The following is a 25,338-nucleotide window of genomic DNA, read 5'->3' as shown; positions in this document are numbered from 1 at the left end:
CTGTACTCCGGACCATGACCGACACCTGTGTGCGCCTGTGGCGGAGGGTCCATATGGACCTCGTCCGCTATGCGGGCTGCGTGTGTCGTCCGTCCTGCTGAATTCGCCTTCCTTTTTCGGGCGCCGTCGCGCGCCCGTTCCGCGAACCCACTTCAGGACGGTGTGTCCGTGTCTGTTCCCTCTCCTTCCGCGTCCCCTGCCGTCGGTTCGGCACCCACGCAGGCGGACCTCTTCGACTTCGTACGACGTACGGCCGCCGACGCCGAGCTGATCGCCTCCCTGCCGCTCGACCCCGAGGGCCGCACCTGGGTGCGGCTGCAGGGACCGGGAGGCAGTGAGGCCTGGCTGATCGGCTGGCCGCCCGGCACCGGGACCGGCTGGCACGACCACGCCGACTCGGTCGGCGCGTTCCTCACCGCCTCCGGCGAACTCAGGGAGAACTCGCTCGCCGCCCGGCTGCCCACCGACGGCTGGAAGACCCTGGAACTCTCCGAGGGCGTGGACCGCGAACGCCGGCTGCCGGCCGGCGAGGGCCGTGCGTTCGGCCATCACCATGTCCACGAGGTCCTCAACGAGTCCCGCGAACGCCACGCGATCTCCGTCCACGCCTACCACCCGCCGCTGCCGCGGATCCGCCGTTACAGTCGCACCGGCCAGGTGCTGCGCCTGGAGCAGGTCGAACGCCCGGAGGACTGGCAGTGAGCGGCACCCTCGGCCGAGCGCCGGTCGGCATCGACGCGTTGCTGGAGCGGGTCCGCGCGGACTACCGGCGCATCGAGGCACGTGAGGCGCACGAGGCGGCGCGGAGCGGTACGGCGCTGCTGGTCGACATCCGCTATGCGGCCCTGCGGGAGCGGGACGGGCTGATTCCCGGTGCCCTCGTCATCGAGCGCAACGAGCTGGAGTGGCGCCTCGATCCGCAGGGCAGCCACCGCGTTCCCGAGGCCACCGGTCACGACCTGCGCGTCGTGGTGATCTGCAACGAGGGCTACGCCTCCAGTCTCGCCGCCGCCTCCCTCCACCAACTGGGCCTGCACCGGGCGACGGACCTGGTGGGCGGCTTCCAGGCGTGGCGCGCGGCGGGACTCCCGGTGGAGCCGGCGAGCCCCTGATCCGCGGCGCCCGCGGGGACCTGGAGCACAGCGGGCACCGGAAGCGCTCGGAACCCCCGTGTCCCGGCACGGGGGTTCCTCGCGGTCCGTCCCGGCTCCTACTCCTTCGCCGTGGCCACCGTCACCGCCGGCACCCGCAGCACCGCCCGCCCCGGAACCGAGCTGGCCACGAGCGCGAGCAGGCCCGCGATCCCGACGACGGTGACATAGAGCAGAGGCGTGACCGACGGCGCCGCACGGCCCGTCATCCCGGCGCTGAACGCGGTGAGCACGGCGAGGGCGATCCCGCTGCCGAGCGAGGTGGCGAGGAACAGGACGGACAGCACCTCGGTGCGCAGCATCCGGAGCACCTGACGGCGGGTCGCGCCGGCGAGGCGGAGCAGGGCGAACTCCCGGACACGCTCTGCCACGGACATGGCGAGCGTGTTGACGACGGCGATGGCGGTGAAAGCCAGCACGAGCCCCATGGCGAGATAGTTGACCTCGGCGTTCGTCCGCTGCCGGTCCGCCTGCAGAGCGTCGGCGTCGGCCGGCGAAAGAATCCGCAGCCCCGGGAACTCACGGAGTGTAGTCGCGAGTTGTGTCTGTGTACGGGTCGTGCCGACGAGGACGGAGGAGGCGAGCGGGTTGTCGACGTGGCGGGCGACGAGGTCGTGGGAGAAGGTGAAGTCACCGAAGCCGAGACCCCGGGCGTAGACGGCGGCGACGGTGAGCGTGGCGGGCGTGCCGTCACCGAGGGTGAGTTTCAGGGTGCTGCCGGGCTTCACATGGTGCTGGTCCGCGGCCAGCTGACTGACGGCGACCGTGCCGGGGCCGAGCCGGTCGAGGGAGCCGGCGGTGACCTGCGGATCCCAGGTGCGGGTCAGACCCGCCGGGGTGACGCCCTGCGCGGGGTACTTGTCGAGGCCCACGCGGATGGTCGTCCGGACGACTTCGGTGACGGTGTCGTCTCCCGTGCGCAGCCGTCGGGCGGCCTCTGCGGGGACGCCCGGCCCCTGCGCGGCGACGACCCAGTCGGCTCGGACACCTGCGCGGGCCTGGCTGCGGGCGGCGTCGCCGAGCGTGGACTGGACGAACAGCACGGTGCAGGTCATGCCGATGAGCAGGGTGAGGGGGGTGACGACGGAGGCCATACGGGCGGCGTTGCCGCGCAGGTTGGCGGTGGCGAGGCGGCCGCCGTGGCCGGTGAGCCGGAGCGGGCCGGCGAGCAGCAGCGCGGCCGCCTCGACGAGCAGGGGACCGAGCAGGGCGACGGAGGTGGACAGGACGACGACGGCGAGGAAGGTCACGGGCGTCGAGGCGGGCTCGGTGCGCAGGGAGGTGAGGACGACGACGAGGACGGCTCCACCGGCGAGCAGCAGCAGTCCGGCGGCTGTCCGCCCCCAGGCGGGACGGGTCCGCTCGGCCCTGGCCTCGGCCAGAGCCTCGGTCGGGCGGATCCGGGCGATCCTGCGGGAGGCGATCCGGGCTGCTGCCCAGGCACCGAGCAGGGTGGCGGCGAGGGCGGCGAGCGGCGGGAAGACACTGACGGTGTGCTCGAGCGTGTCGGGTACGGCGCCCAGGGCGACGAACCTGGCGTGCAGCCAGCTGCCCAGCGGCAGCCCGAGCAGCGCGCCCGTGGTGCCCGCCGCCGTGCCGACGATCAGCGCCTCCCGGCCGAGGAGCTTGCGGATCTGCCCGGGCGTGGCGGCGATGGCGCGGAGCAGGGCGAGTTCGCGGTGGCGCTGCTGCACGGTGAGCGCGAAGGTGCCGACGACCACGAGCACCGCCACCAGCAGTGAGGTTCCGCCCATGGCGCCGCCCATGCTGACCAGCCGGGTGCGGGCGGCAGCGGCGTCCAGGAACTCCACGGGCCCACGGGCTGCCCCGGTGCTGACCTGGGCAGTGGTGCCGTGCAGAGCCCGCGCCACGGCGTCGCGCACCTGCCCGGCGTCCGTCCCCTTGGCCGGCAGTACGCCGAAGGCGCTGACCTGCCCCCGGTGCGCGGCCAGCCGGCGGGCCTCGGCGGCGGAGAAGAACAGGGACGTCTGGTGGCGTACGGCGGTGGCAGGGGTGGCGATACCGGTGATGCGGTAACCACGCGGGGCCCGCGTGGACTGCACGGCGAGCCGGTCACCGGGCCGCAGCCCGGCCCGTGCCGCGAGGTCGCTGTCGATGACCAGATCCCCGTCGGACGTGGGCGCGCTGCCGGCGGTCAGCCGGTACGGCGTCAGCACGGCGGATTCCCAGGCATGTCCGTAGGCGGTACGGCCGCCGGTGCCGGCCGGGGTCAACGGCTGGGCGAGGAAGGTGAGTTCGGGCACCACCCGGGCCACACCGGGGACATGGGAGAGTCTGGTGCGCAGTTCCTGTGGGAGCCAGGCGCGCTCGGCGATGGGTTTCGCCTTGTGCTTGACCTTGGTCTTGCCCTTCTTGTGCTTGACGGTGGTCTGGTGGACGTACTGGTCGCCGGAGACCACGACGGGGGCGGCGGCGTAGCGCTCGGTGCGGATGGTGCCACGCAGGCCGGTGTCGAGGAGGGTGCCACAGGCGGTGATCAGAGCGGCCGCGCACATCAACGCGAGGAAGGCGCCGAGAAAACCCGCCTTTCGTGCACGGACGGTCCGGAGGGCGTATCGCAGCATCATCGAGCGGGCTCTCTTCTGTTGTGCGCGTCGGCTGGGTCGTACGCGGCCGGCCTCGGCGGGGTGCGTGCCATGGTCCGGAGCGTGCGTACAGAATCGTCCGCGCGGGGCCGGGAGAGCACTGCGGTGGTCCGGCGTCTTCGGCGGGGGTTAACCCCACCGAGTACCTTCAGCAGCCCGGCGGGACCCGCGATCCGAAGCCGCCCGCGCCGCCCCGGGGACTCAGAAGTCCCCTTCTCCGAGGAACTCCGTGTCCTCGCCCTCTTCCTCCAGGGCCTGGCGGACGACCCGCAGGGCCATGCCCTCGGGGTAGCCCTTGCGGGCGAGCATGCCGGCGAGGCGGCGGAGCCGCTTGTCGCGGTCGAGGCCTCGGGTGGCGCGCAGTTTGCGGGCCACGAGCTCCCGGGCCGTCGTCTCCTCCTGCTCGGAGTCGAGCTGGGAGACGGCCTCGTCGATCAGCGCCGAGTCGACCCCCTTGGTGCGCAGCTCCCGGGCGAGCGCCCGGCGCGCGAGTCCCCGCCCATGGTGCCGGGACTCCACCCAGGCGTCCGCGAACGCGCTGTCGTCGATCAGCCCGACCTCCTCGAACCGCGACAGCACCTCCTCGGCCGCGTCCTCGGGGATCTCCCGCTTACGCAGGGCGTCCGCGAGTTGCTTGCGGGTGCGCGGGGTCCCGGTGAGCAGGCGCAGGCAGATCGCCCGTGCCCGCTCAACCGGGTCCCCTGAAGACTCCCCCCGCTCGGCCCTCGACGAGGAAGGGGGGCCTTCGTCCTCACCGGGCGCGTCCCCGAAGCCGCGCCGCCGCCGGCCCCGCCCCCGGCCGCCCCGCGGGCCGACGCCACTGCCGGAGTCGTGGCCGGACGAGCCACCCCCGTACGGGTCGCCGCCCGTGCCGCCCGGGTGGGCGTCGCCGTCGTCCCCGCGGCCCCCGGGTCCGCGGTACTCGTCGTGCCCGCCCTGACCGTCCTCCCCGTGTCCGTCGTCACCGCCCCGAGCGGAGTGCGGGTAGCCTCCGCTGCCCCTTCCCCGCAGGGGGCCGGGGGTGGCGGCGTACTCGTACTCGGCCCAGTCGGTTCGTCGTGTCACGGGTCAGCTCTTGGCTGCGGCGGCCTTGGGCTTGGTGGCCTTGGCGGCTGCCGGGGCGGGCGTCGTCTTGGCGTCGTCGGCTGCAGCGCTGGTGACCGCCGCGTCCGTGCCCGGCTCGGCGGCGGGCTCCTCGGGCCGGACCCCGACGCCCAGCTTCTCCTTGATCTTCTTCTCGATCTCGTTGGCCAGGTCGGGGTTGTCCTTGAGGAAGTTGCGCGCGTTCTCCTTGCCCTGGCCGAGCTGGTCGCCCTCGTACGTGTACCAGGCGCCGGCCTTGCGGACGAAGCCGTGCTCCACGCCCATGTCGATCAGGCCGCCCTCGCGGCTGATGCCCTGGCCGTAGAGGATGTCGAACTCGGCCTGCTTGAAGGGCGGGGCGACCTTGTTCTTGACGACCTTGCAGCGGGTGCGGTTACCGACTGCCTCCGTGCCGTCCTTCAGGGTCTCGATGCGGCGGATGTCGATGCGCACCGAGGCGTAGAACTTCAGCGCCCGGCCACCCGTCGTGGTCTCCGGGGAGCCGAACATCACGCCGATCTTCTCGCGGAGCTGGTTGATGAAGATCGCGGTGGTCTTGGACTGGTTGAGCGCGCTGGTGATCTTCCGCAGGGCCTGGCTCATCAGACGGGCCTGCAGACCGACGTGGCTGTCGCCCATCTCGCCCTCGATCTCCGCGCGCGGGACGAGCGCGGCGACGGAGTCGATGACGATGAGGTCGAGCGCGCCGGAGCGGACGAGCATGTCCACGATCTCCAGGGCCTGCTCGCCGTTGTCCGGCTGGGAGAGGATCAGGTTGTCGATGTCGACGCCGAGCTTGCGCGCGTACTCGGGGTCGAGGGCGTGTTCGGCGTCCACGAAGGCGACCTGGCCGCCGGCCTTCTGCGCGTTCGCCACCGCGTGCAGGGTCAGGGTCGTCTTACCGGAGGACTCCGGTCCGTAGATCTCCACGACACGGCCGCGCGGCAGGCCACCGACGCCGAGGGCGACGTCGAGCGCGGTCGACCCGGTCGGGATGACCTCGATGGGCTCCTTCGACCGCTCGCCCATGCGCATGACCGCGCCCTTGCCGAATTGCCGTTCAATCTGTGCGAGCGCGGCGTCGAGCGCCTTCTCGCGGTCGGTTCCTGCCATGGGTTCCACCCGGTTTGCTTGAGTCGATCGCTTCACGTCAAAGACGCTAACGCCTGCCACTGACAATGCGCCCCGACGCAGGCCCAGCCTGTGGATAACCGAGGGACTTCCTCCAGCAAAACGGGACGAAATCCACCACCCGAAGCCTCGCCTGAGCCTCCATGAGAATGGATGTTCGATTTTCGTGTCAAGCGCCACCACGTCTGCGGAGGGGGCGCCTGAGCCGCCATGCTCAGGCGCCCCGCGCCGCCCGGTCCGGCTTTCCAGGTCAGGACGGGTGGGACTCGGTCAACCCGGTGGGAACCTGCCACTCGTAGCGGCGGCCCTTGTTGCTCAGCCGCAGGCCGTTCTTGAAGACGACCAGACCCAGCTCGCTCGCCGCCTTCGCCGCAAGGGGCGCCGTGTCGCCGGCCTTCCCGTAGCCGTAGTTCAGCACGGACCCGGCCTGAAGCGCCGACTTGGTGAGGTCCGCCGGCGGAACCTTGACGAGGTCGGCGGCCTGGTCCCCGATCAGGTGCCGGATCAGTGTCGGCCCGGCTCCGGCGAAGACCGGTCCGGGCAGGACCTCACGGATGAAGTCGAGCACGCCCTTGGTCAGGGCGATGCCGGCCTCCGAGGACTTCTGCTGGCGCCGCAGGATGGTGTCGAAGAGCTCCGCGCCCTCGTCGAAGGAAGACGGGTTCAGCCGGTCATCGACCCCCAGGACGTACCCGACGATCCGCCAGACATGGAAGAAGGCGTCGCGGTCCCTGGGCGGCAGGTCGACACCGAGTCGGCCGAGCCCCCGTGGGATGACCACCGAGAAGCTCATCAGCGTCCCGGCCAGGTCCTCCTGGTTGACCGGCAGGCCCCACGCCCGGGTCCAGTCGCCCTGCCGGCCGACGTGGTAGCGCATGGTCGCGTGCAGCAGGCGGATCTTCTGTGCCGAGCGGATCCCACGCCCGCGGGGCTCCAGGCCCCCGTCGTCGAGGACGTCGACCACGAACTGCGAGGTCTCCATCAGCCTGCGGTACACCCCCGAGGTCAGGCGCTGCGAACGTGCGAGCACCTGGGCCCCGTCTCCGCAGCCGTAGCACAGGGGGAGGGAGGCGCACAGCAGTGTCGAGACGACCAGCGTCTCGTAGCGTCCCAGCAAGGCGCGACCGCGCTCGATCAGCTCCCGGTCGGCCCACTCGGGCAGTGCGGAGGTCTGCTCGAAGTACCGCTGGAGCCGGGACGGCAGGCCGGCGGGCAGTGCGTCGCCGTTCTTGCCGAACGCGAGCAGCGCCTGCCGCACCTCTTCCTGCCTCCCCAGCTCGTAGATCTCGGCGATCGCGGCGTCGCCCACCGCGTCACCGGTCCCCCGCATCCGGTCCAGCACGTCGTTCGTCCACACACCGGCAGGCATTCCGGCCTCCTGGAAGCAGGTCATGGGCGACTCCCGGACGGAGCCGTCGGCCAACGCACGCATGATCACACACCGTGGCAGATCGAATACTTTGAGCGATCAGTTTTTGGACATGCCAAGGTCCGGGCGCCGCCGAAGAACGCCCCCCGCGACCGGCGCCACTCACACTTCGCCGACGCTGCTCACACCTCACCGGCACAGGACATCGGCCTCGGGCACCGCTGCTTCCCGTGGTGTACGGCGGGTGCCTTCGGCCGGACGACGACCGCGCGGGCCGCTCCCGGGAGCCTTGGCCCATGAAGAATCCCCGCGCCGTCGACCGGCTCTGTCACGCGACGGGGCTGCTCCTCGTCCTGTCCGGTCTCGTGCATCTGCTGGTGTTCGCGGTCGACGGCGGCCCGTGGGACGGCCCCGTCTCCTGGCGCAAGCCCGTCACCTTCGGGCTCTCCTTCGGGCTGACGCTGATCGCGATCACCTGGGTCACGTCGTACCTGCGTGTCGGTCCGCGGCTGCGCTCGGCCCTTTTGCTCGTCTTCTCCGCCGACTGCGTGGTGGAGGTCGGCGGGATCACCCTCCAGGCGTGGCGCCGGGTGCCCTCGCACCTGAACATGGAGACCCGCTTCGACACCGCGGTGTCCATGACGCTCGCGGTGGGCGGCGGCGTGCTCGTCGCCCTGCTCACGGTCTTCGCCGTCGCATCCTTCCGGCACCGGCCGGCAGGCCCCGCCGGCATGCCGCTCGCGGTCCGCTCCGGGTTCGCGCTCCTGCTGGTGGCGCTGGCGTCCGGGGCGGCGATGATCGCGCGCGGCGTCGTACTGACCAGGACCGGCCACCAGGAGGCCGCCTACCACTCGACCGCCCCGCTCAAGCCCCTGCACGGCGTGAGCCTGCACGCCGTGCTCGTCCTGCCCGCGCTGGCCTGGCTGCTGTCCCGCTCGCCCTGGAGCGAGCGGACCCGCCGGCGGATCGTTGCCACGGCGGCCGGCTGTTACGCGGCCGCGGTCGCCGGGGCGGGGGTGTGGGCGGTGCTGACGTACTGAGGACAGGACCGGCCATGCGGAAGACGGGACCGGCGCGGCACCGGCCCTACGCCTCCTCCGTCTCGGGCTCAGCGGCCCGCAGCCGGCGTATCCGCGCCAGCATCCCGGGGCCGCCCGGCCCCCGGCCGCGGTGTCCGTACACCCTGGGGTCGTCCGTGACGGCGTACCGCTTCACGTACGCCCCGAGGAACGCCTGGAGGGTGGCCACCGCCGGGATGGCGATCAGCGCACCGACGGCGCCCAGCAGCGCGGTGCCCGCGATGACGGAGCCGAAGGCGACCGCCGGGTGGATGTCGACCGTCTTGGACGTCAGCTTGGGCTGGAGCATGTAGTTCTCGAACTGCTGGTAGACCACGACGAAGACCAGCACCCACACCGCGTACCAGGGCGCGACGGTGAACGCGATCAGCATCGGCAGCGCCCCCGCGAGGTAGGTGCCGATGGTGGGGATGAACTGCGAGACCAGACCCACCCAGACACCGAGCACGGGCGCGTACGGCACGCCCAGGGCCTGGAGCAGGATGTAGTGGGCGATGCCGGAGATGAGCGCCATCAGACCGCGCGAGTAGAGGTAGCCACCCGTCTTGTCGACGGCGATCTCCCAGGCGCGCAGTACCTCGGCCTGGCGGGCGGGCGGCAGCACGGAGCACAGCGCGCGGCGCAGCCGGGGACCGTCGGCGGCGAAGTAGAACGAGAACAGCCCCACCGTCAGCAGCTGGAACAGCCCGCCGAGCACCTGCGCGGAGACGTCGAGGACCCCGGCGGCGCTGTTCTGCGCGTACTTGCGCAGCCAGTCGGAGTGCAGCAGGCCTTCCTGGACGTCCACACGCCGCAGCTCCGTGTGGAAGGTCTCATTGATCCAGTTGATGAGCGAGTCAAGGTAGGCCGGGAAGCCTTCGACCATCTTGATGATCTGGCCGGCCAGCATGGAGCCGAGCAACGTGACGAACCCGGCGGCGACGATCGTCAACCCGAGGAAGACCAGGAAGGTCGCGAGCCCCCGGCGCATGCCGCGGGAGGCCATCCGGCTCACCGCGGGCTCTATCGCCAGGGCCAGGAAGAATGCGATCAACATGTTGATCAACAGCCCGGTCAGCTGGTGGAAGGCCCAGCTGCCGAGCTGGAACGCGGCGATCAGCGCGAGCGCGAGCACCATCGCGCGCGGCAGCCAGCGCGGCATGCGGCCGGCCGCAGCGACGGCGCCGGGGGCCGGGGGCCGGTCCGGCGGTGTCGTACCGGTCGGTGCCGCCTGCCGGGGCAGCGGCTCGTTGGTCTCGTCAGTGGGTGCCACGCGCCAAGTCTCGCCCACGCCACCGACAACCTGCGCCCACCTGCGGTCTTCGTGACCGATCGGTGCCGTAGGACCCCGAGCCGCACGGACGATCCGGGGCGTTTCGGGCAGCGCCCGGGCCGGGGCGTCAGCGCCGCTCGCCCGGTACCTGCATGACCGTGCAGACCACGCGCCACACGTCCTTCGCGTCCCAGCCGGCGGCCAGCGCCTCCTTCACCGTGCGCCCGCCGAGCTCCGACATGACGTGATCGCGTGCGAAGGTGTCGGCGTACCCCGGACCGAAGTGTTCCGCCATCCGCTGCCAGAAGACCGTCAACCGCATGACTCCAGTATCCCGCCCCTGGGGGTGGGCCCCGGCCGGGAGCGCTTGCCGAGACCGCTTTCCGCCCTACGGTCTGACGCATGGCCGAAACCGGAGCTTCCCCACTCCCCTCCACGCCCCCGGCGCGCTCCCCGCTCTTCCGCGCCGAGCAGTTCGTGTGGCTCACCGCGCGCGTGCTGGAGCAGCGCCTGTTCGCGCACCACTTCCTGCACGGCACCCCGGACGCGGTGGAAGCGGCACTGGACGCCTACCGCAACGAGGACGGCGGATACGGGCACGCGCTGGAGCCGGATCTGCGCGGCCCGGTGAGCCAGCCTCTGCACACCGCGCACGCGCTGCGCGTCCTTGACGCCATCGGGCGCTGCGGCGGGCAGCGGGTCGAGCGCGTGTGCCGCTACCTGACCTCGGTCTCCAGCGCGGACGGCGCCCTGCCGGCGATCCGCCCCAGCCAGCGCGGGTATCCCACGGCACCGTTCGTCCCGATCGTCGACGATCCTCCCAGCGAGCTGCTCGCCACCGGACCGGTGGTCGGGCTGCTGCACCGCAACGAGGTGTGGCACGCCTGGCTGTTCCGGGCCACCGACTTCTGCTGGCAGGCCGTGGAGTCCCTGGAGAAGTCCCACCCGTACGAGGTGGAGGCCGCCGTGGTGTTCCTGGACGCCGCTCCCGACCGCTCGCGCGCGCAGGCCGCCGCGGACCGGCTCGGCCGCATGGTGCGCGAGCAACGGCTCGCGGTGCTCGACCCGAACCGGCCGGGCGCGTATCCGGTCGCGTCCGGCTACGCCCCCGGCGAGCACCACTTCCCGCACGACTTCGCCAGGAGTCCGGAGTCACTCGCGCGCGCGTGGTTCACGGACGACGAGATGGCCCGGTCCCTGGACCACCTGGCCGCGGAGCAGCAGGACGACGGCGGCTGGCCGGTCCGATGGCGCCAGTGGGCCCCGGCCCCCGCACTGGAGGCACGCGCCATGGTCACCATCGAGGCGCTGCGCACCCTGCGGGCGTACGGCCGTTTCGTCGGCTGAGCCGATGCCCCGCGGCGGCCGGCCGCGTCCCGCGGGGCGGCAAAACCGGGTCACCTCACGCGCGAGGCCGACCGCAATCGCGGAACCCGTGTGCGGTACCGGACCCACCCGTCACCCTCCCATGGCCCGTACGCCCGCCGTCACCACCACGGCAGCCGCCACGACCAGCAGGAACGGCGCGCGCAGCAGCAGCGCCACGGCGGCCGCGCCGAGTCCGGCGACCCGTGCGTCCAGCACGAGCGCGTGCCCGTCGGCGAAGGTCTGCTGGGCCGTGAGCGCCGCGAGCAGGGCGACGGGCAGCAGGGCGGCGAGCCGCCGGACGAACGGCCGCTCCATGGCGCCCGCGGGCACCAGCAGCCCGGCGAGCTTGACGGCGTAGCAGCCGACGGCGGTCAGGCCGATCGCGATCCAGGTGTTCACCGGTCCTCCTTCGGCTTTGTCGGTCCATCCGCCCCGCGGGGCCCCTCCGCGGCCCCTGCGGCGCGTCGGCCTCGTCCCATCCGGCGGCCCTCGGCGACCAGCGCGATCGGCGCCGCCAGGGCCGCCACCAGGACCGGGACACCGGCCGGCAGGACGGGCAGGAGGCCGAGGCCCAGCAGGATCGCGAGGCCCGCCACCGTACGCTCGGTGGCCGTCTTCAGCATGGGCGCGAGCAGAGCGAGGAAGACGGCGGGCCCGGCCGCGTCCAGTCCCCACGCGCGCGTGTCGCCGATGGCCTTGGCACCGAGCGCACCGAGCAGCGTGGTGAGGTTCCAGAGCACGTACAGCGTGAGCCCGGTGACGGTGAAGCCGATCCGCCGGGCGCGCCGGGTCGGCTGGGCCAGGGTGACCGCCGTGGTCTCGTCGTTTGCGCCCGCGCACCGGCCCCGGCCCGTCCGCGTTCCAACGCCCCCGCTCCGGCCCCGGCTCGCCTGGGTTCCTGCGCTCGCGCTGGTAGGCCCCCGGCGGCACGCCGACGATCCGGGTGAAGTGCCGGTTCAGGTGGGGCTGGTCGGTGAAGCCGACGGCGACCGCCGCCTCGGCGGGGGCCGCCCCCGCGTCGAGCAGGAGGCGCGCGCGGCGTACGCGGGCGTCGGTCAGCCACGCGTGCGGCGGCATGCCGTAGCGGTCACGGAAGGCCCGCAGCAGTGCGAACGGGGTGGTGCCGAGGTCGGTGGCCAGCCGTTCCAGGGTCGGCGGCTCGGCCATCCGCTCGTGCAGCACCTCACGCGCGCGCAGCGCGATGCCGGCCCCGGCCGTGCGGACCGGCCGCTCCGGCAGCGGGCCGCCGTTCAGCCGCAGCAGCCTGGTCACCGCGACCCGCAGCAGCGTGTCGGCGGCCAGCGCGTTGCCCTCGTCCGCCGCCCGGAGCACCTGGTGGACCAGGCGGACGGTGTACGGGTCGTCGAGGACGGGACTGAGGAAACCCGGTGTCCCGCGGATGGCGGTGGTCTCGGCCGCGATCGCGGCGACCACCTCGGGCGAGGGGTAGACCGCGCCGTACCGCCAGCCCTCGGGGACGCCGGCGCGGCCGGTGTGCGGGGTGTCCGGATTGACCAGCGCGAGGGATCCCGCTCCCGCGGACACGTCGGAGCCGCGGTGGTGGAAGACCTCGACGCCGTCGGCTATGGCCGCGATGACGAAGTGCTCGTGGGTGTGGCGGACGAAGGTCTTGCGGATGTACCGGGCCCGCAGCAGGTCCACGCCCGGCAGGTCGTCGTACCGCCAGTGCCGCGCACGCTCCACCGGCCGGTCCCCACCCGCCTCCGCACCGGTTCGTCCGTCGCTGCGCCGAGCACCACCCGCCATACGCCCATTGTCCGCGCGACGGCCCGCGCACGGCCCGCGCCTCGCCTTGCCCCATGACATTTGCCCAGGTCAGCGCGATTGTCAGTGGTCGGGTGCAGGATGGACGCATGGTCAGCTCCGCACGCCGAGCCCTCGACGGCTTCTCCCCCGCGACCCGCGGCTGGTTCACGGGGGCGTTCTCCGCGCCCACCGCGGCCCAGGCCGGCGCGTGGCAGGCCATCGGCGCGGGTTCGGATGTGCTGGTGGTGGCCCCGACCGGCTCGGGCAAGACCCTGGCCGCGTTCCTCGCCGCTCTGGACCAGCTGGCCCTCGCCCCTCCCCCGGCCGATCCGAAGAAGCGCTGCCGGGTCCTCTACGTGTCCCCGCTGAAGGCCCTCGCGGTCGACGTCGAGCGGAACCTGCGCAGCCCGCTCACCGGCATTCGGCAGGAGTCCGTGCGTCTGGGCCTGCCCGAGCCCGAGGTCAGGGTCGGTATCCGCTCCGGCGACACCCCGGCGGCCGAGCGGCGCGCCCTGTCCACGCGTCCGCCGGACATCCTGATCACCACCCCCGAGTCGCTGTTCCTGATGCTGACCTCGGCCACGCGCGACGCGCTCACGGGCGTGGAGACGGTGATCCTCGACGAGGTGCACGCGGTCGCGGGCACCAAGCGCGGCGCGCATCTCGCGCTCTCCCTGGAGCGGCTCGACGAGCTGCTGCCACGGCCGGCCCGCCGGATCGGCCTGTCGGCGACCGTCCGCCCGGTGGACGAGGTGGCCCGGTATCTCTCCCCACGCCGCAAGGTGGAGATCGTCCAGCCGGAGTCCGGCAAGGAGTTCGACCTGTCCGTGGTCGTCCCGGTCGAGGACATGGGCGAGCTGGGCGGTGCCCCGGCGGCCGACGCGGCCGAGGGCGCGGAGCGGCCGTCGATCTGGCCGCATGTGGAGGAGCGGATCGCCGACCTGGTCCAGTCCCACCGCTCCACGATCGTGTTCGCCAACTCCCGGCGCCTCGCCGAGCGGCTGTGCAACCGGCTGAACGAGATCGCCTACGAGCGGGCGACGGGCGAGACCCTGGACGAGCACCACTCCCCGGCCCAGCTGATGGGCGGCTCCGGCGCGGCCCAGGGCGCGCCCCCGGTGATCGCCCGCGCGCACCACGGCTCGGTCTCCAAGGAGCAGCGCGCGCTGGTCGAGGAGGACCTGAAGGCGGGCCGCCTGCCCGCCGTGGTCGCCACGTCCAGCCTGGAGCTGGGCATCGACATGGGCGCCGTCGACCTGGTCGTGCAGGTCGAGTCCCCGCCCTCGGTCGCCTCCGGGCTGCAGCGCGTCGGCCGCGCGGGGCACCAGGTGGGCGCCGTCTCCACCGGTGTCGTCTTTCCCAAGTACCGCGGTGACCTCGTCCAGGCGGCCGTGGTCACCGAGCGGATGCGCTCGGGCTCGATCGAGTCCCTGAGGGTGCCCGCGAACCCGCTGGACGTCCTCGCGCAGCAGCTGGTCGCGATGACGGCGCTGGACACCTGGCAGTTCGACGACCTGCTCGCCGTGGCTCGCCGTGCGGCCCCCTTCGCGTCGCTGCCCGAGTCGGCGTTCACGGCGGTCCTCGACATGCTCGCGGGCCGTTACCCCTCCGACGCGTTCGCCGAGCTGCGCCCGCGCGTGGTGTGGGACCGCGTGACCGGCGAGATCACCGGCCGCCCGGGCGCCCAGCGGCTCGCCGTCACCTCCGGCGGCACGATCCCCGACCGCGGCCTGTTCGGCGTCTTCCTCGCCGGTTCCGACCCGAAGAAGGGCGGCGGCCGGGTCGGCGAGCTGGACGAGGAGATGGTCTACGAATCCCGGGTCGGTGACGTCTTCACCCTGGGCACGAGCTCCTGGCGCATCGAGGACATCACCCGTGACCGGGTCCTGGTCTCCCCCGCCCCCGGCGTGCCGGGCCGGCTTCCCTTCTGGAAGGGCGACCAGCTGGGCCGGCCGCTGGAACTGGGCCGCGCGGTGGGCGCGTTCCTGCGCGAGGTCGGCTCGCTCCCCAAGGACGACGCCCGGCTGAGGCTGCTGACGGCGGGCCTGGACGCCTGGGCGGCGGACAACGTGCTGTCGTACCTGGACGAGCAGCGCGAGGCCTGCGGCCATGTTCCGGACGACCGCACGATCGTCGTGGAGCGCTTCCGTGACGAGCTGGGTGACTGGCGGGTCGTCGTCCACTCCCCCTTCGGCGCCCAGGTCCACGCCCCCTGGGCCCTCGCCCTGGGCGCCCGCCTGGCGGAGCGGTACGGCATGGACGCCCAGGTCATGCACGCCGACGACGGCATCGTGCTGCGCCTGCCCGACGCGGACCTGATGGGCCTGGACCTGCTCGACCAGGCACCGACGAGGGCCGGCACGGAATACGACAGCGAGCAGGCGCCCGTCGGGGCGGCGGACGTCGTCTTCGACAAGGGCGAGGTCGACCAGACGGTCACCGACCAGGTCGGCGGCTCCGCCTTGTTCGCCTCCCGGTTCCGCGAGTGCGCCGCCCGCGCGCTGCTGCTGCCGCGCCGCAACCCCGGCAAGCGCACCCCGCTGTGGCAGCAGCGCCAGCGGGCGGCGCAACTGCTGCAGGTGGCGAGCGAGTTCGGTTCGTTCCCGATCGTCCTGGAGGCGGTCCGCGAATGCCTCCAGGACGTCTTCGACGTTCCCGGGCTCGTCGAGCTGATGGGCGACATCGAGTCCCGCCGGGTGCGCCTGGTCGAGGTCACCACCCCGGAGCCGTCCCCGTTCGCCCGCTCCCTGCTGTTCGGGTACGTCGCCCAGTTCCTCTACGAGGGTGACTCCCCGCTGGCCGAGCGCCGCGCCGCCGCACTGTCCCTGGACTCGCGGCTGCTGGCCGAGCTGCTCGGCCAGGCGGAGCTGCGCGAACTGCTCGACGCCGAGGTGCTGACCGAGCTGGAGCGCGAGCTGCAGTGGCTCACCGAGGACCGCCGGGTCAAGGACGTGGAGGGCGTGGCCGATGTGCTGCGGCTGCTCGGTCCGCTGACCGACGTCGAGCTGGTCGCGCGGGGTGCGGACCCGCAGTGGGCGCGCGAGCTGGCCGGCGCGCGCCGGGCCATCAAGGTCCGGATCGCCGGCGCCGACCACTGGGCGGCGGTCGAGGACGCGGGCCGGCTGCGCGACGCGCTCGGCACGGCGCTGCCGGTCGGCGTGCCCGAGGCCTTCACCGAGCCGGTCAAGGACCCGCTGGGCGATCTCCTCGCCCGCTATGCCCGCACGCACGGCCCGTTCACGTCGGCCACGGCTGCGGCCCGCTTCGGCCTCGGCGTGGCGGTCACCGAGGGCGCCCTGCAGCGGCTCGCCGCGAACGGCCGGGTGGTGCAGGGCGAGTTCCACCCGGCGGGCATCGGTCAGGAGTGGTGCGACGCGACCGTACTGCGCCGCCTGCGCCGCCGTTCCCTGGCGGCCCTGCGTCACGAGCTGGAGCCCGTGCCACCGGCCGCGCTCGCCCAGTTCCTGCCGCAGTGGCAGCACATCGGAAAGGGGCACGGCGTGCGCGGCATCGACGGACTGGTGCGCGCCGTCGAGCAGTTGCAGGGCGCTTCCGTGCCCGCCTCCGCGCTGGAGAAGCTGGTCCTGCCCTCTCGCGTGGCGAACTACACGCCCGCGATGCTCGACGAACTCACCTCCGCGGGTGAAGTGGTGTGGGCCGGCGCGGGTGCGCTGCCCGGCAAGGACGGCTGGGTCTCCCTCTATCTGGCCGACGCGGCGCCGCTGCTGCTCCCTGCGCCCCACCCTCTGGAGCTGACCGCGCTCCACCAGTCCGTCCTGGACGCGCTCTCCGGTGGCTACGGCCTGTTCTTCCGTCAGATCGCCGACCAGGTCCGTGCCACCACCCACCCCGACGCCACCGACCCCCAACTGGCCGACGTCCTCTGGGACCTGGCCTGGTCGGGCCGGCTCACCAACGACACCCTCGCGCCGATGCGCTCCCTGCTGGGTTCGGGCCGTACGGCGGGGTCGACCGCCCACCGCGCCAGACGCAGCGTCCCACGGGGGCGCTACGGCTCCCTGACGGCCGCCGCGCGCACCGCCTCCCGCACGGGCCCGCCGACGGTCGCCGGCCGCTGGTCGCTGCTTCCGGCGGCCGAACCGGACGCCACCGTGCGCGCCCACGCGCTGGCCCGCACGCTCCTGGACCGGCACGGTGTGGTCACCCGCGGGGCGGTCGCCGCCGAGGGGATCGAGGGCGGGTTCTCGGCGGTGTACCGGGTGTTGTCCGCGTTCGAGGAGAGCGGCCAGGCGCGGCGCGGATATGTGGTCGAGGGCCTGGGCGCTGCGCAGTTCGCCATGGACGGCGCGGTGGACCGGCTCCGCGCGGTATCCAACGCCCGTGAGCGCGGCGACGGCCTGACCGCCCCGGCCCGTCAGGACGGCTTTGCCGCTCCGGGGCTGCCGGGCGGCTTCCCCGACGCGCCCTTCGCGGGCGGCTTCGGTACGACCGGCGGCGCACCGCACGACCACGCGCTGCCCGGCCCCTTCGACGGAAGCGGAGCCGACGGCGGTTTCGCGCACCCCGGCCTCGACGGCGACTTCACCTGGCCCCCCGCGGACCCCCCGCCCGGCCCCGGTGACTACGTCTCCCCCCGCGACCTCGCCGACCCCTTCGGCTCCCCCGGCTACGGCGGCCCCCGCGGGGGCGGAGCCGGCGCCTACGGATCACCGGCGAGCCGGGGGTACGGCAACGGTCGTACGAGCCGGTCCGCGCCCGACCCCCGTGCGGTGGTGCTCGCCGCGGCCGACCCCGCCAACGCCTACGGTGCGGCCCTGTCCTGGCCCGAGCCGCCGACCGGCGCCGGGCACAAGCCGGGCCGCAAGGCAGGCTCGCTGGTCGTCCTGGTGGAGGGCGAGCTGACGCTGTACATGGAGCGTGGCGGCAAGACGCTGCTGGCCTGGCCCGCCGGTCCGGACACGGCGGCCCAGGACGACCTCCGGCTGCGCACGGCCGCCGAGGCCTTGGCCGCAGCGGCGCGCGCGGGCTCCCTCGGCACGGTCACGGTCGAGCGGATCAACGGCGCCCAGGCCCTGACCTCGCCGATCGGCGCCCTTCTCGAAGCAGCGGGCTTCGTGGCCACACCGCGCGGCCTGCGCCTGAGAGCGTGACACCGCGCCGGGTGCAGCGGCGCCGGGAAGGACCGCGCCCTGCCGTCTTCTCTCCGCGGCACCCTCGTGGCGCATCACGCCCACACGGCGGTAGCCGCACGTCGGCGACGGCCCCGCGCCCCTGGGGGCACTGCCCGTGGCACCCTTGACGCATGCCCGAAGGTGACACGGTCTGGCAGGCCGCGAGGCGGCTGCACGAGGCCCTCGCGGGCAAGGCGCTGACCCGCAGCGACTTCCGGGTCCCGAAGTATGCGACGGTGGACCTCACCGGCCGTACGGTGCTCAGCACCATCCCGCGCGGCAAACACCTGCTCACCCGCTTCGAGGGCGGTCTGACCCTGCACACCCATCTGCGGATGGAGGGGACCTGGAAGGTGTACGGCACGGGCGAGCGCTGGCGGGGCGGCCCGGCCCACCAGATCCGGGTGGTGCTCGGCACGGCCGACCGTACGGCCGTGGGCTACCGTCTCCAGGTCCTCGAAATGCTGCGTACGAGCGAGGAGGAACGGGTCGTCGGCCACCTCGGCCCCGACCTGCTCGGCCCGGACTGGGACCCCGACCGCGCGCTGGCCAACCTCCTCGCCGACCCCGCCCGCCCGCTCGGCGAGGCGCTGCTCGACCAGCGCAATCTCGCCGGCATCGGCAACGTCTACAAGAGCGAGCTGTGCTTCCTGCTGGGCGTCACCCCGTGGCTCCCGGCCGGCGCGCTGTCCGCGGACCGCGCCGAGCAACTGCCCGTGCTCGCCAAGCAGCTCCTGGAGGCGAACCGCGACCGTCCGGTCCGGCAGACCACGGGCCTGCACCGGCACGACCTGTTCGTCTACGGCCGCGCGCCCCGCCCCTGTCTGCGCTGCCGGACCCCGGTCCGGGTGGCCGACCAGGGCGACGGCACCCAGGAGCGCCCCACCTACTGGTGCCCCGCCTGCCAGCCGGGTCCCGCCCCCGCTCCCGGCTCACCGCAGCGCTGGCGGGACCGCTATCCCCGCCGCACCGCCTGAGGACGCGCCCCCGCACCACCCGCCGCACATCCGGTGCGCCACCGCGCCGCGGACTCCTGAACCAGTCAGCCGAGGGCTCCTGAACCAGTCACCACCTCCAGCTAATTGACGGACCGTCAGATGCGCTCGTACGGTCCTTTCATGGCCCTCGCCCCGTACGACCTCACCGGACGCACCGCATTCGTCACCGGAGCCGCGGGCGGTATCGGCCGCGCCTCCGCGGTTCTGCTCGCCGAGGCCGGCGCGACGGTGCACTGTGCCGACCGGGACGCCGACGGCCTGCGCGGCACGGCGGAGCTGGTCGGCAAGCACGGCGGGACGGTCCGTACCCATGTCCTGGACGTCACGGACCGGGCGGCCCTGGCCGGGGCCGTTCATTCCTGCGCGCGTCTGGACGTGATGGCGGCGATCGCCGGGATCATGCACAGCAGCTCCGTGCTGGAGACCCGCGAGGAGGATCTCGACCGGGTGCTGAACGTCAACTTCAAGGGTGTGCTGTACGCCTGCCAGGAGGCGGCCCGCCTGATGATCGCCCGGAACACGCGGGGCAGCATCGTCACCATGGCGTCCGGCGCGGTCGACACCGGCGGCTCCGGACTGCTCTGCTACGGCGCGGCGAAGGCGGCCGTGGTCCAGCTGACCAAGACGCTGGCCACCGAGGTCGGACGGCAGGGCATCCGGGTCAACGCGATCGCACCGGGATGGATCCGTACCCCGATGACCGACCGGCACGACGGCGAGGCGCAGGCGCACACCGAAGGGGTGATGGCCCGTATGTCACCGCTGGGCCGGGTCGGCGAGCCGGAGGACGTCGCTCACGCGGTGCTGTATCTGGCGTCGGACGCGTCGGCGTTCACGACCGGTCAGATACTTCGCCCGAACGGGGGTGTGGCGATGCCCTGGTAGCGTCCCCCGCCCGCCAGGCGCTCCCCCAGCGCCCCGCCGGAACCGCGTCTGCCGCCTGCCCCTTGGGCACGCAGTGCACCGGCAGCAGGCTGAGCCCCCATCCGCCGGCCGCCACGGCGCCCTCCAGAACGCCCGCGCCGTCCCCCAGGGCGATCCGCAGCACGGCCCACCACCACACGGCCCCCAGCGCCAGGGCGGCCCCCCAGCGCACTATCCGTCCCACCATGCCCGCCACCACCTCCCGCCGGACGCTAGACCGCCACACCGGCCACGCGGGAGGCGCACCGACGGCTCACGGATGCAGCACCGCAGACAGCCTGCCCAGCACAGGGCACGAAGCAGCACCGGCGGCGAATCCCGGCCGCACCCCCTAGGCGTTCTCCGCCTGGAACATCCAGTGATGCTTCTCCAGATCCGCGGTGATCCCGATGAAGATGTCCTGGGACACCGGATCCGGGTCTCCTGTCGCGGCCACCCGCTCCCGCATCCGGGTGATCACGGCGCCGAGCGCGTCCACCATGGTCCCGACGGCGTCCGTGTCCTTGATCCAGCCCGCCGGAGTGGTCTTGACGCCGCTGCCGGAGGCCACCGTGGCGGCGCGTCCGTCGGGCGGCACACCCAGGGCCGAGGCCCGCTCGGCGACGGTATCGGAGTGGGTGCGCGCGGAGGCGACGACCTCGTCGAGCTGGAGGTGGATGGAACGGAAGCGTGGCCCGACGACGTTCCAGTGGATCTGTTTGGCGACCAGCGAGAGGTCCACCAGGTCGACCAGGGCACCCTGAAGCGCCTCGGCCACGGTCTTCAGGTCCGCGTCGGCGAACGGGCTCTTCACGACGTACATCCGCTTCCTCCGGTGCGTTCGGGCGCTGTCACATCCCTCCCACCATGACCGCACCACCCAAGGCCGGCAAACGGACGCATACCGGAGCGGAAACGGCAGAAGCCCCGGCCGGCGCTCCAGGTCTCCCTGGGCAGCCGGCTGGGGCTTCGGACAGCTTCGGACAGCTCGGTTCGCTAAGCCGCGCGCGCGTGACTCACGCGGCGACCACGTCCACCGCCTCCGCGGGCGCCTTGATGGTCACCCGTTCCGGTGGCACACCGGTCACCGACACCGAACCCAGCATCGGACGGACCGGCGTGGGCACGGGCTCGGTGGCCCGGGCGGACTGGGCCAGTTCGGCGAGCGCCAGCTCGTCGCTCACTTCCCGCATGAGTTCCGACATCCGTACGTCCAGCGCGTCGCAGATGGCGGAGAGCAGCTCGGAGGAAGCCTCCTTCTGCCCCCGCTCCACCTCGGAGAGATAGCCGAGTGAGACTCGGGCGGACGAGGAGACTTCGCGCAGAGTACGGCCCTGGCGTTGGCGCTGCCGACGCAGCACGTCACCCAGCAGGCGACGGAGCAGAATCATCGGTGGCTCCCTCCTCGGACCGCGTAGCCGCATCCTTCTCGCCCCACCGTACCGCCTTGCGCCGCGGCCGTGCGGGGAGCGATGTCGTGTTCACTCAGGGCTGCAAACATCAAAACCCCCCGTTCCGTTCCGTATCCTGTGCCCGCTCATTCCCGGTCTGTTCGCCCGCAAGCCCCCTCAGAAGCTGTGCGAGTACGCTCCGTACACTCTCCATACGAATTTCCGCACGGCTGCCGTTCAACCGCAGGGCCTCCACTTTTCCGCCAGCGGCAGAACGGAGGCGGTCCGTGAGCGGCCCGTCGACGGCCACGAACACCGTCCCGACGGGCTGCCCGTCCTGGGGGTCGGGGCCGGCGACCCCGGTGGTGGCGACGCCCCAGTCGGCGCCCAGAGCCTTCCGTACTCCGGCTGCCATCTGGCTCGCGACCTGCGGATCCACCGCTCCTCGCTGCGCCAGCAGGGTGGCGTCGACGCCCAGCAGCTCATGCTTCAGCTCGGTGGCGTAGGCGGTGACCGAACCCCGGAACACCTTGGACGCTCCGGGGACCGAAGTGATCTCCGCCGCCACCAGGCCACCGGTGAGCGACTCGGCGACGGCAAGGGTCTCGCCCCTCACGGTCAGTAGTCGCACCACTTCGGTGGCCGGTGAGCTCACGCTTCCTTCTCCTCCAACGCTGCCGCGCGCTCGGCGATTCCCTTTCGGCGCAGCACAATGGCTTGTCTTACGTAGTCGAGGCCGGTGACGACGGTGAGGACGACGGCCGCGGCCATGACCCAGAACCGCAGGGTGGCCAGCCATCCGGTCAGCGCCAGGACGTACATCCCGACCGCCACACCCTGGGTGAGGGTCTTGAGCTTGCCCCCACGACTGGCCGGGATCACGCCGTAGCGAATGACCAGAAAACGCAGGAGGGTGATGCCGAGTTCCCGGCCGAGGATCAAGGCCGTCACCCACCACGGCAGATCGCCCAGGCCCGACAGACAGATGAGCGCCGCCCCCATGATCGCCTTGTCGGCGATGGGGTCGGCGATCTTCCCGAAGTCGGTGACCAGGTTGTAGGTGCGCGCCAGATGCCCGTCGAACAGGTCGGTGATCATGGCGACGGCGAAGGCCGCCCAGGCCAGCGAGCGCCAGGCCGGGTCGTAGCCGCCGTTCGCCAGCATCAGCGCCACGAAGCCGGGCACCAGGACCAGCCGGAGCATGGTCAGCAGATTGGCGACGTTCCAGACACTGGCCTGGTTGACGGCCGCGGCCGCGATCTTGCCGCCGCGTGGTGTCCTGCCGCCACCCTCGCCACCCTCGGGACCTGAAGCAGAACCGGAGACCTCGGACGCCACGCCGTCGGCAGCGGCGGCGGGACCCCGGGCGCCGTGCGCGCCGGAGGAGCCGCCCGCGGCGGATGCCGGGACTCCGGTCATCTGCCCGCCTCCTCACTACACGCGAGCGAGCCGGTCAGCGGCTCGGCCACCAGGTCGACACCCTCCGTACCGACCACCTTCGCCTCGACCATACGTCCGACGCTCAGGCCCTCGCCGCTCGTGAGCAGCACCTGGCCGTCGGTCTCGGGCGCCTGGTGCGCGGCGCGGCCGTACACGCCCTCTTCCTCGTCGACGGACTCGACCAGGACGCGCACCGTTTCCCCAAGGCGCTCCTCGGCACGCTGCGAGACCAGTTCCTCGGCCAGCCGGGACACCCGCGCGAGGCGTTCGGCGACGACGTCCTCGTCGAGCTTGTTCTCGTAGGTGGCCGCCTCCGTGCCCTCCTCGTCGGAGTAGCCGAAGACACCGATGGCGTCCAGGCGGGCGCCGTTCAGGAAGCGCTCCAGCTCGGCCAGGTCGGCCTCGCTCTCGCCGGGGAAGCCGACGATGAAGTTGGAGCGGACGCCGGCCTCGGGGGCCTTGGAGCGGATCGTGTCGAGCAGCTCCAGGAACCGGTCGGTGTCGCCGAAGCGGCGCATGGCGCGCAGCACGTCGGGCGCGGAGTGCTGGAAGGACAGATCGAAGTACGGGACGACCTTGGGGGTGGAGGTCAGGACGTCGATGAGCCCCGGGCGCATCTCGGCCGGCTGCAGGTAGCTCACACGCACCCGCTCGATGCCGTCGACCTCGGCCAGCTCGGGCAGCAGGGACTCCAGCAGCCGGATGTCGCCCAGGTCCTTGCCGTAGGAGGTGTTGTTCTCGGAGACCAGCATGATCTCCTTCACCCCCTCCTCGGCCAGCCAGCGAGTCTCGTTCAGTACGTCGCTGGGGCGACGGGAGATGAAGGAGCCGCGGAAGGACGGGATCGCGCAGAAGGAGCAGCGCCGGTCGCAGCCGGAGGCCAGCTTGACCGAGGCGACCGGGGAACCGTCCAGCCGTCGGCGCAGGGGCGCACGCGGGCCGGAGGCGGGCGCCACGCCCTGCGGGAGGTCGGCCGGGCCGTGGCCGGGCAGCGCGACGGCGGCGGCCGACTCCTGCCGCTCGGCCGGGCTGATCGGGAGCAGCTTGCGGCGGTCGCGCGGGGTGTGGGAGGCGTGGACGCCACCGGACAGGATGGTCTGCAGGCGGTCGGAGATGTCCGCGTAGTCGTCGAAGCCGAGCACGCCGTCGGCCTCGGGCAGCGCCTCGGCCAGCTCCTTGCCGTACCGCTCGGCCATGCAGCCCACCGCCACGACGGCCTGGGTTCTGCCATGATCCTTCAGATCATTGGCCTCAAGGAGGGCGTCGACGGAGTCCTTCTTCGCGGCCTCGACGAAGCCACAGGTGTTGACCACGGCGACGTCGGCTTCCGCGGCGTCCTCCACGAGCTGCCAGCCGTCCGCCTCCAAACGGCCTGCGAGCTCCTCGGAGTCCACCTCGTTACGGGCGCAGCCGAGAGTGACGAGAGCGACGGTACGGCGTTCAGGCATGGGCTCAAGACTACTTTGTCTCACCGACAGCCCACGTCGACGGGGTTGGCCGATCTTGGCCGACCCCGTCACACCGGCACTTCGCGCAGCTGTCGTCAGCCCGCGACCGGGTCGCCCTTCGTGTAGGTCAGGCGCTCCACGGCACCCGGCTGGAAGTTGTCGTCGATCTTCTTGCCGTTGACGTACAGCTCGATCGCGCCGGCGTCGCCGAGGATCAGGTTGATCTTGGAGCCGTCCTGGAAGGTCTTGGACTGGCCCTTCTTCAGCAGTCCGTCGAAGAGCATCCGGCCGTTGTGATCCTTGGCCGAGATCCAGCTGCGTCCGTTGGGGGCGCTGACCTGGACGGTCACCTTGTCCTGGGGCGCGGCGGCGATGGCACTGTCGGAGGGCTCGGTGCTCGGCGCGGCGTGCTTGTCCTTCTTCGGCGTGGGCGAGGCGGGCTTGCTCGCCGCGGGCGTACGGCCACCCTCGGCGACCTGCGACTTCGCATCGTTCCCCGAGCCGCCGCCCTTGACCGCGGTGAAGCCGACGAAACCGATCACGACGACGATCGCGGCGACCATGGCCGCGGTCCAGTTCGGCCCGCGACGCTCGGGCCGGATGCGCTCCGCCTCGAACAGGGGTGCGGCCGGCGTGGGCTCGGGGCGACCGCCGCGCTCGGCGTCGAACTGGGCGATCAGCGGCGCGGGGTCCAGGCGGACCGCCTTGGCCAGCGTGCGGAGGTGCCCGCGGGCGTACACGTCGCCACCGCACGGCGCGAAGTCGTCCACCTCGATGGCGTGCACGATGGCGGTGCGGACACGAGTGGCGCTGCTGACGTCCTCCACGGTGAGCCCGGCCGCAATCCGCGCCTGCTGCAGGGCGCGGCCCACGGAGACGCGAGCCTCCTGGGACTCGTCTGGGAACGGACGCTCGTCTTCAGGGGAGTTGCCGATGGACACGGGGGCGCCTTTCGAGCGTGTAGCCACCTGCGCTGGAAGCTCAGTCTAGGGGTGGTACGAAAGGGTGGGGCAACCGGGCGGTGGGACTTTGTACCCCATCGGAACGGCCGGACGTTTCGAGGGCTTGACAGGCAGATACCCCATGATGGGACGACTACCTGTCCTCTCGCTCAACTGGACGTACGACAAAGGGAAACGGTTGCTCCCCGTTCTCTAACAGGTGGATCACGACGAATCCGGCCACCCGGCGTAACCGGGGTCCGCCGGACGGCCCTTCGT

Annotated in this window: 21 protein-coding genes and 2 pseudogenes; 8 read left to right on the top strand and 15 right to left on the bottom strand. The window is 72.6% G+C overall.

The genetic code is table 11. The features are described 5' to 3' along the window. Nucleotides 1-14: 14 nt before the first annotated feature. From IO33_RS54090 to IO33_RS0117125, 3 genes are all read left to right on the top strand, one after another. Nucleotides 15-101 (top strand): putative leader peptide, encoded by an 87-nt coding sequence (locus IO33_RS54090; RefSeq protein WP_313960178.1) that lies wholly within the window; start codon nucleotides 15-17, stop codon nucleotides 99-101. A 67-nt stretch (nucleotides 102-168) separates the two neighbouring features. Further along, nucleotides 169-702 (top strand): cupin domain-containing protein, encoded by a 534-nt coding sequence (locus IO33_RS0117130; protein WP_031165627.1) that lies wholly within the window; start codon nucleotides 169-171, stop codon nucleotides 700-702. Continuing rightward, nucleotides 699-1,112, top strand: coding sequence for a rhodanese-like domain-containing protein (locus tag IO33_RS0117125; RefSeq protein WP_031165625.1), 414 nt, complete (start codon nucleotides 699-701; stop codon nucleotides 1,110-1,112). Before IO33_RS0117130 ends, IO33_RS0117125 begins: the two co-directional genes overlap by 4 nt. 98 nt (nucleotides 1,113-1,210) lie before the next feature. Here IO33_RS0117125 and IO33_RS0117120 read toward each other — a convergent pair whose 3' ends face one another. The 4 genes from IO33_RS0117120 to IO33_RS0117105 all read right to left on the bottom strand — a co-directional run bounded on the left by IO33_RS0117120 (nucleotide 1,211) and on the right by IO33_RS0117105 (nucleotide 7,403). Then, nucleotides 1,211-3,739, bottom strand: a complete 2,529-nt coding sequence (locus IO33_RS0117120; protein WP_031165623.1) for an ABC transporter permease — start codon at nucleotides 3,737-3,739, stop codon at nucleotides 1,211-1,213. A 219-nt stretch (nucleotides 3,740-3,958) separates the two neighbouring features. Beyond that, a complete protein-coding gene (gene recX, locus IO33_RS0117115; RefSeq protein ID WP_031165621.1) occupies nucleotides 3,959-4,822 on the bottom strand; it encodes a recombination regulator RecX in 864 nt (287 codons plus the stop codon). 3 nt (nucleotides 4,823-4,825) lie between these two features. Continuing rightward, nucleotides 4,826-5,953 carry a recombinase RecA gene (gene recA, locus IO33_RS0117110; protein WP_031165619.1) on the bottom strand — a complete coding sequence of 376 codons (1,128 nt, stop codon included), beginning with the start codon at nucleotides 5,951-5,953 and terminating at the stop codon, nucleotides 4,826-4,828. 268 nt (nucleotides 5,954-6,221) lie between these two features. Beyond that, nucleotides 6,222-7,403, bottom strand: coding sequence for an oxygenase MpaB family protein (locus IO33_RS0117105; RefSeq protein WP_245235827.1), 1,182 nt, complete (start codon nucleotides 7,401-7,403; stop codon nucleotides 6,222-6,224). Nucleotides 7,404-7,636: 233 nt separating this feature from the next. Here IO33_RS0117105 and IO33_RS0117100 point away from each other — a divergent pair, with 233 nt between their 5' ends. After that, on the top strand, nucleotides 7,637-8,380 hold the full coding sequence (locus IO33_RS0117100) for a hypothetical protein (protein ID WP_031165614.1): 744 nt from the start codon (nucleotides 7,637-7,639) through the stop codon (nucleotides 8,378-8,380). A gap of 46 nt (nucleotides 8,381-8,426) precedes the next feature. On the opposite strand, the gene IO33_RS0117095 is transcribed toward IO33_RS0117100, so the two are convergent. Both IO33_RS0117095 and IO33_RS0117090 read right to left on the bottom strand, forming a co-directional pair. After that, entirely contained in the window at nucleotides 8,427-9,671 is a 1,245-nt protein-coding gene (locus IO33_RS0117095; RefSeq protein WP_209438870.1) for an AI-2E family transporter, read from the bottom strand. Nucleotides 9,672-9,798: 127 nt separating this feature from the next. Continuing rightward, the gene (locus IO33_RS0117090; RefSeq protein WP_031165611.1) at nucleotides 9,799-9,993 is read right to left on the bottom strand and encodes a DUF3046 domain-containing protein; all 195 of its coding nucleotides are present in this window, start codon (nucleotides 9,991-9,993) and stop codon (nucleotides 9,799-9,801) included. A gap of 80 nt (nucleotides 9,994-10,073) precedes the next feature. On the opposite strand from IO33_RS0117090, the gene IO33_RS0117085 reads away from it, so the two are divergent. Continuing rightward, nucleotides 10,074-11,018, top strand: coding sequence for a hypothetical protein (locus IO33_RS0117085; protein WP_031165609.1), 945 nt, complete (start codon nucleotides 10,074-10,076; stop codon nucleotides 11,016-11,018). A 111-nt stretch (nucleotides 11,019-11,129) separates the two neighbouring features. On the opposite strand, the gene IO33_RS52525 is transcribed toward IO33_RS0117085, so the two are convergent. From IO33_RS52525 to IO33_RS52515, 3 genes and pseudogenes are all read right to left on the bottom strand, one after another. Next, nucleotides 11,130-11,438: an AzlD domain-containing protein gene (locus IO33_RS52525; RefSeq protein WP_031165607.1), complete on the bottom strand. Its 309-nt coding sequence runs from the start codon at nucleotides 11,436-11,438 to the stop codon at nucleotides 11,130-11,132. After that, nucleotides 11,435-11,863: pseudogene (locus IO33_RS52520) on the bottom strand (AzlC family ABC transporter permease); the annotation flags it as partial. The pseudogene IO33_RS52520 and the gene IO33_RS52525, both read right to left, overlap by 4 nt. 58 nt (nucleotides 11,864-11,921) lie before the next feature. After that, nucleotides 11,922-12,743, bottom strand: a pseudogene (locus IO33_RS52515) (AraC family transcriptional regulator); the annotation flags it as partial. Between the two features lie 170 nt (nucleotides 12,744-12,913). Here IO33_RS52515 and IO33_RS0117065 point away from each other — a divergent pair. The 3 genes from IO33_RS0117065 (at nucleotide 12,914) to IO33_RS0117055 (ending at nucleotide 19,821) form a co-directional block, all read left to right on the top strand. Further along, nucleotides 12,914-17,917, top strand: coding sequence for an ATP-dependent helicase (locus IO33_RS0117065; RefSeq protein WP_031165601.1), 5,004 nt, complete (start codon nucleotides 12,914-12,916; stop codon nucleotides 17,915-17,917). 152 nt (nucleotides 17,918-18,069) lie between these two features. After that, nucleotides 18,070-18,915 carry an Fpg/Nei family DNA glycosylase gene (locus tag IO33_RS0117060; RefSeq protein ID WP_031165599.1) on the top strand — a complete coding sequence of 282 codons (846 nt, stop codon included), beginning with the start codon at nucleotides 18,070-18,072 and terminating at the stop codon, nucleotides 18,913-18,915. Between the two features lie 141 nt (nucleotides 18,916-19,056). Continuing rightward, nucleotides 19,057-19,821, top strand: a complete 765-nt coding sequence (locus tag IO33_RS0117055; RefSeq protein WP_031165596.1) for an SDR family NAD(P)-dependent oxidoreductase — start codon at nucleotides 19,057-19,059, stop codon at nucleotides 19,819-19,821. 370 nt (nucleotides 19,822-20,191) lie between these two features. On the opposite strand, the gene IO33_RS0117050 is transcribed toward IO33_RS0117055, so the two are convergent. From IO33_RS0117050 to IO33_RS0117025, 6 genes are all read right to left on the bottom strand, one after another. Continuing rightward, a complete protein-coding gene (locus IO33_RS0117050) occupies nucleotides 20,192-20,662 on the bottom strand; it encodes a Dps family protein (protein WP_031165594.1) in 471 nt (156 codons plus the stop codon). Nucleotides 20,663-20,855: 193 nt separating this feature from the next. Then, nucleotides 20,856-21,230, bottom strand: coding sequence for a helix-turn-helix domain-containing protein (locus IO33_RS0117045; RefSeq protein ID WP_030655977.1), 375 nt, complete (start codon nucleotides 21,228-21,230; stop codon nucleotides 20,856-20,858). A gap of 109 nt (nucleotides 21,231-21,339) precedes the next feature. Then, nucleotides 21,340-21,885, bottom strand: a complete 546-nt coding sequence (locus IO33_RS0117040; RefSeq protein ID WP_031165591.1) for a CinA family protein — start codon at nucleotides 21,883-21,885, stop codon at nucleotides 21,340-21,342. Continuing rightward, the gene (gene pgsA, locus IO33_RS0117035) at nucleotides 21,882-22,649 is read right to left on the bottom strand and encodes a CDP-diacylglycerol--glycerol-3-phosphate 3-phosphatidyltransferase (protein ID WP_031165589.1); all 768 of its coding nucleotides are present in this window, start codon (nucleotides 22,647-22,649) and stop codon (nucleotides 21,882-21,884) included. The genes IO33_RS0117040 and pgsA overlap by 4 nt, the downstream gene beginning before the upstream one ends. Beyond that, the gene (gene rimO, locus IO33_RS0117030; RefSeq protein ID WP_031165587.1) at nucleotides 22,646-24,118 is read right to left on the bottom strand and encodes a 30S ribosomal protein S12 methylthiotransferase RimO; all 1,473 of its coding nucleotides are present in this window, start codon (nucleotides 24,116-24,118) and stop codon (nucleotides 22,646-22,648) included. The genes pgsA and rimO overlap by 4 nt, the downstream gene beginning before the upstream one ends. Before the next feature lie 95 nt (nucleotides 24,119-24,213). Continuing rightward, nucleotides 24,214-25,059, bottom strand: a complete 846-nt coding sequence (locus tag IO33_RS0117025; RefSeq protein ID WP_031165585.1) for a helix-turn-helix domain-containing protein — start codon at nucleotides 25,057-25,059, stop codon at nucleotides 24,214-24,216. Nucleotides 25,060-25,338 lie beyond the last annotated feature (279 nt).

Source organism: Streptomyces durhamensis, from assembly GCF_000725475.1.
GTDB classification, from domain to species: Bacteria; Actinomycetota; Actinomycetes; order Streptomycetales; family Streptomycetaceae; genus Streptomyces; species Streptomyces filipinensis.
The sequence above is the reverse complement of the archived record's forward strand: the minus strand, read 5'-3'. Positions and strand labels throughout refer to the sequence as shown.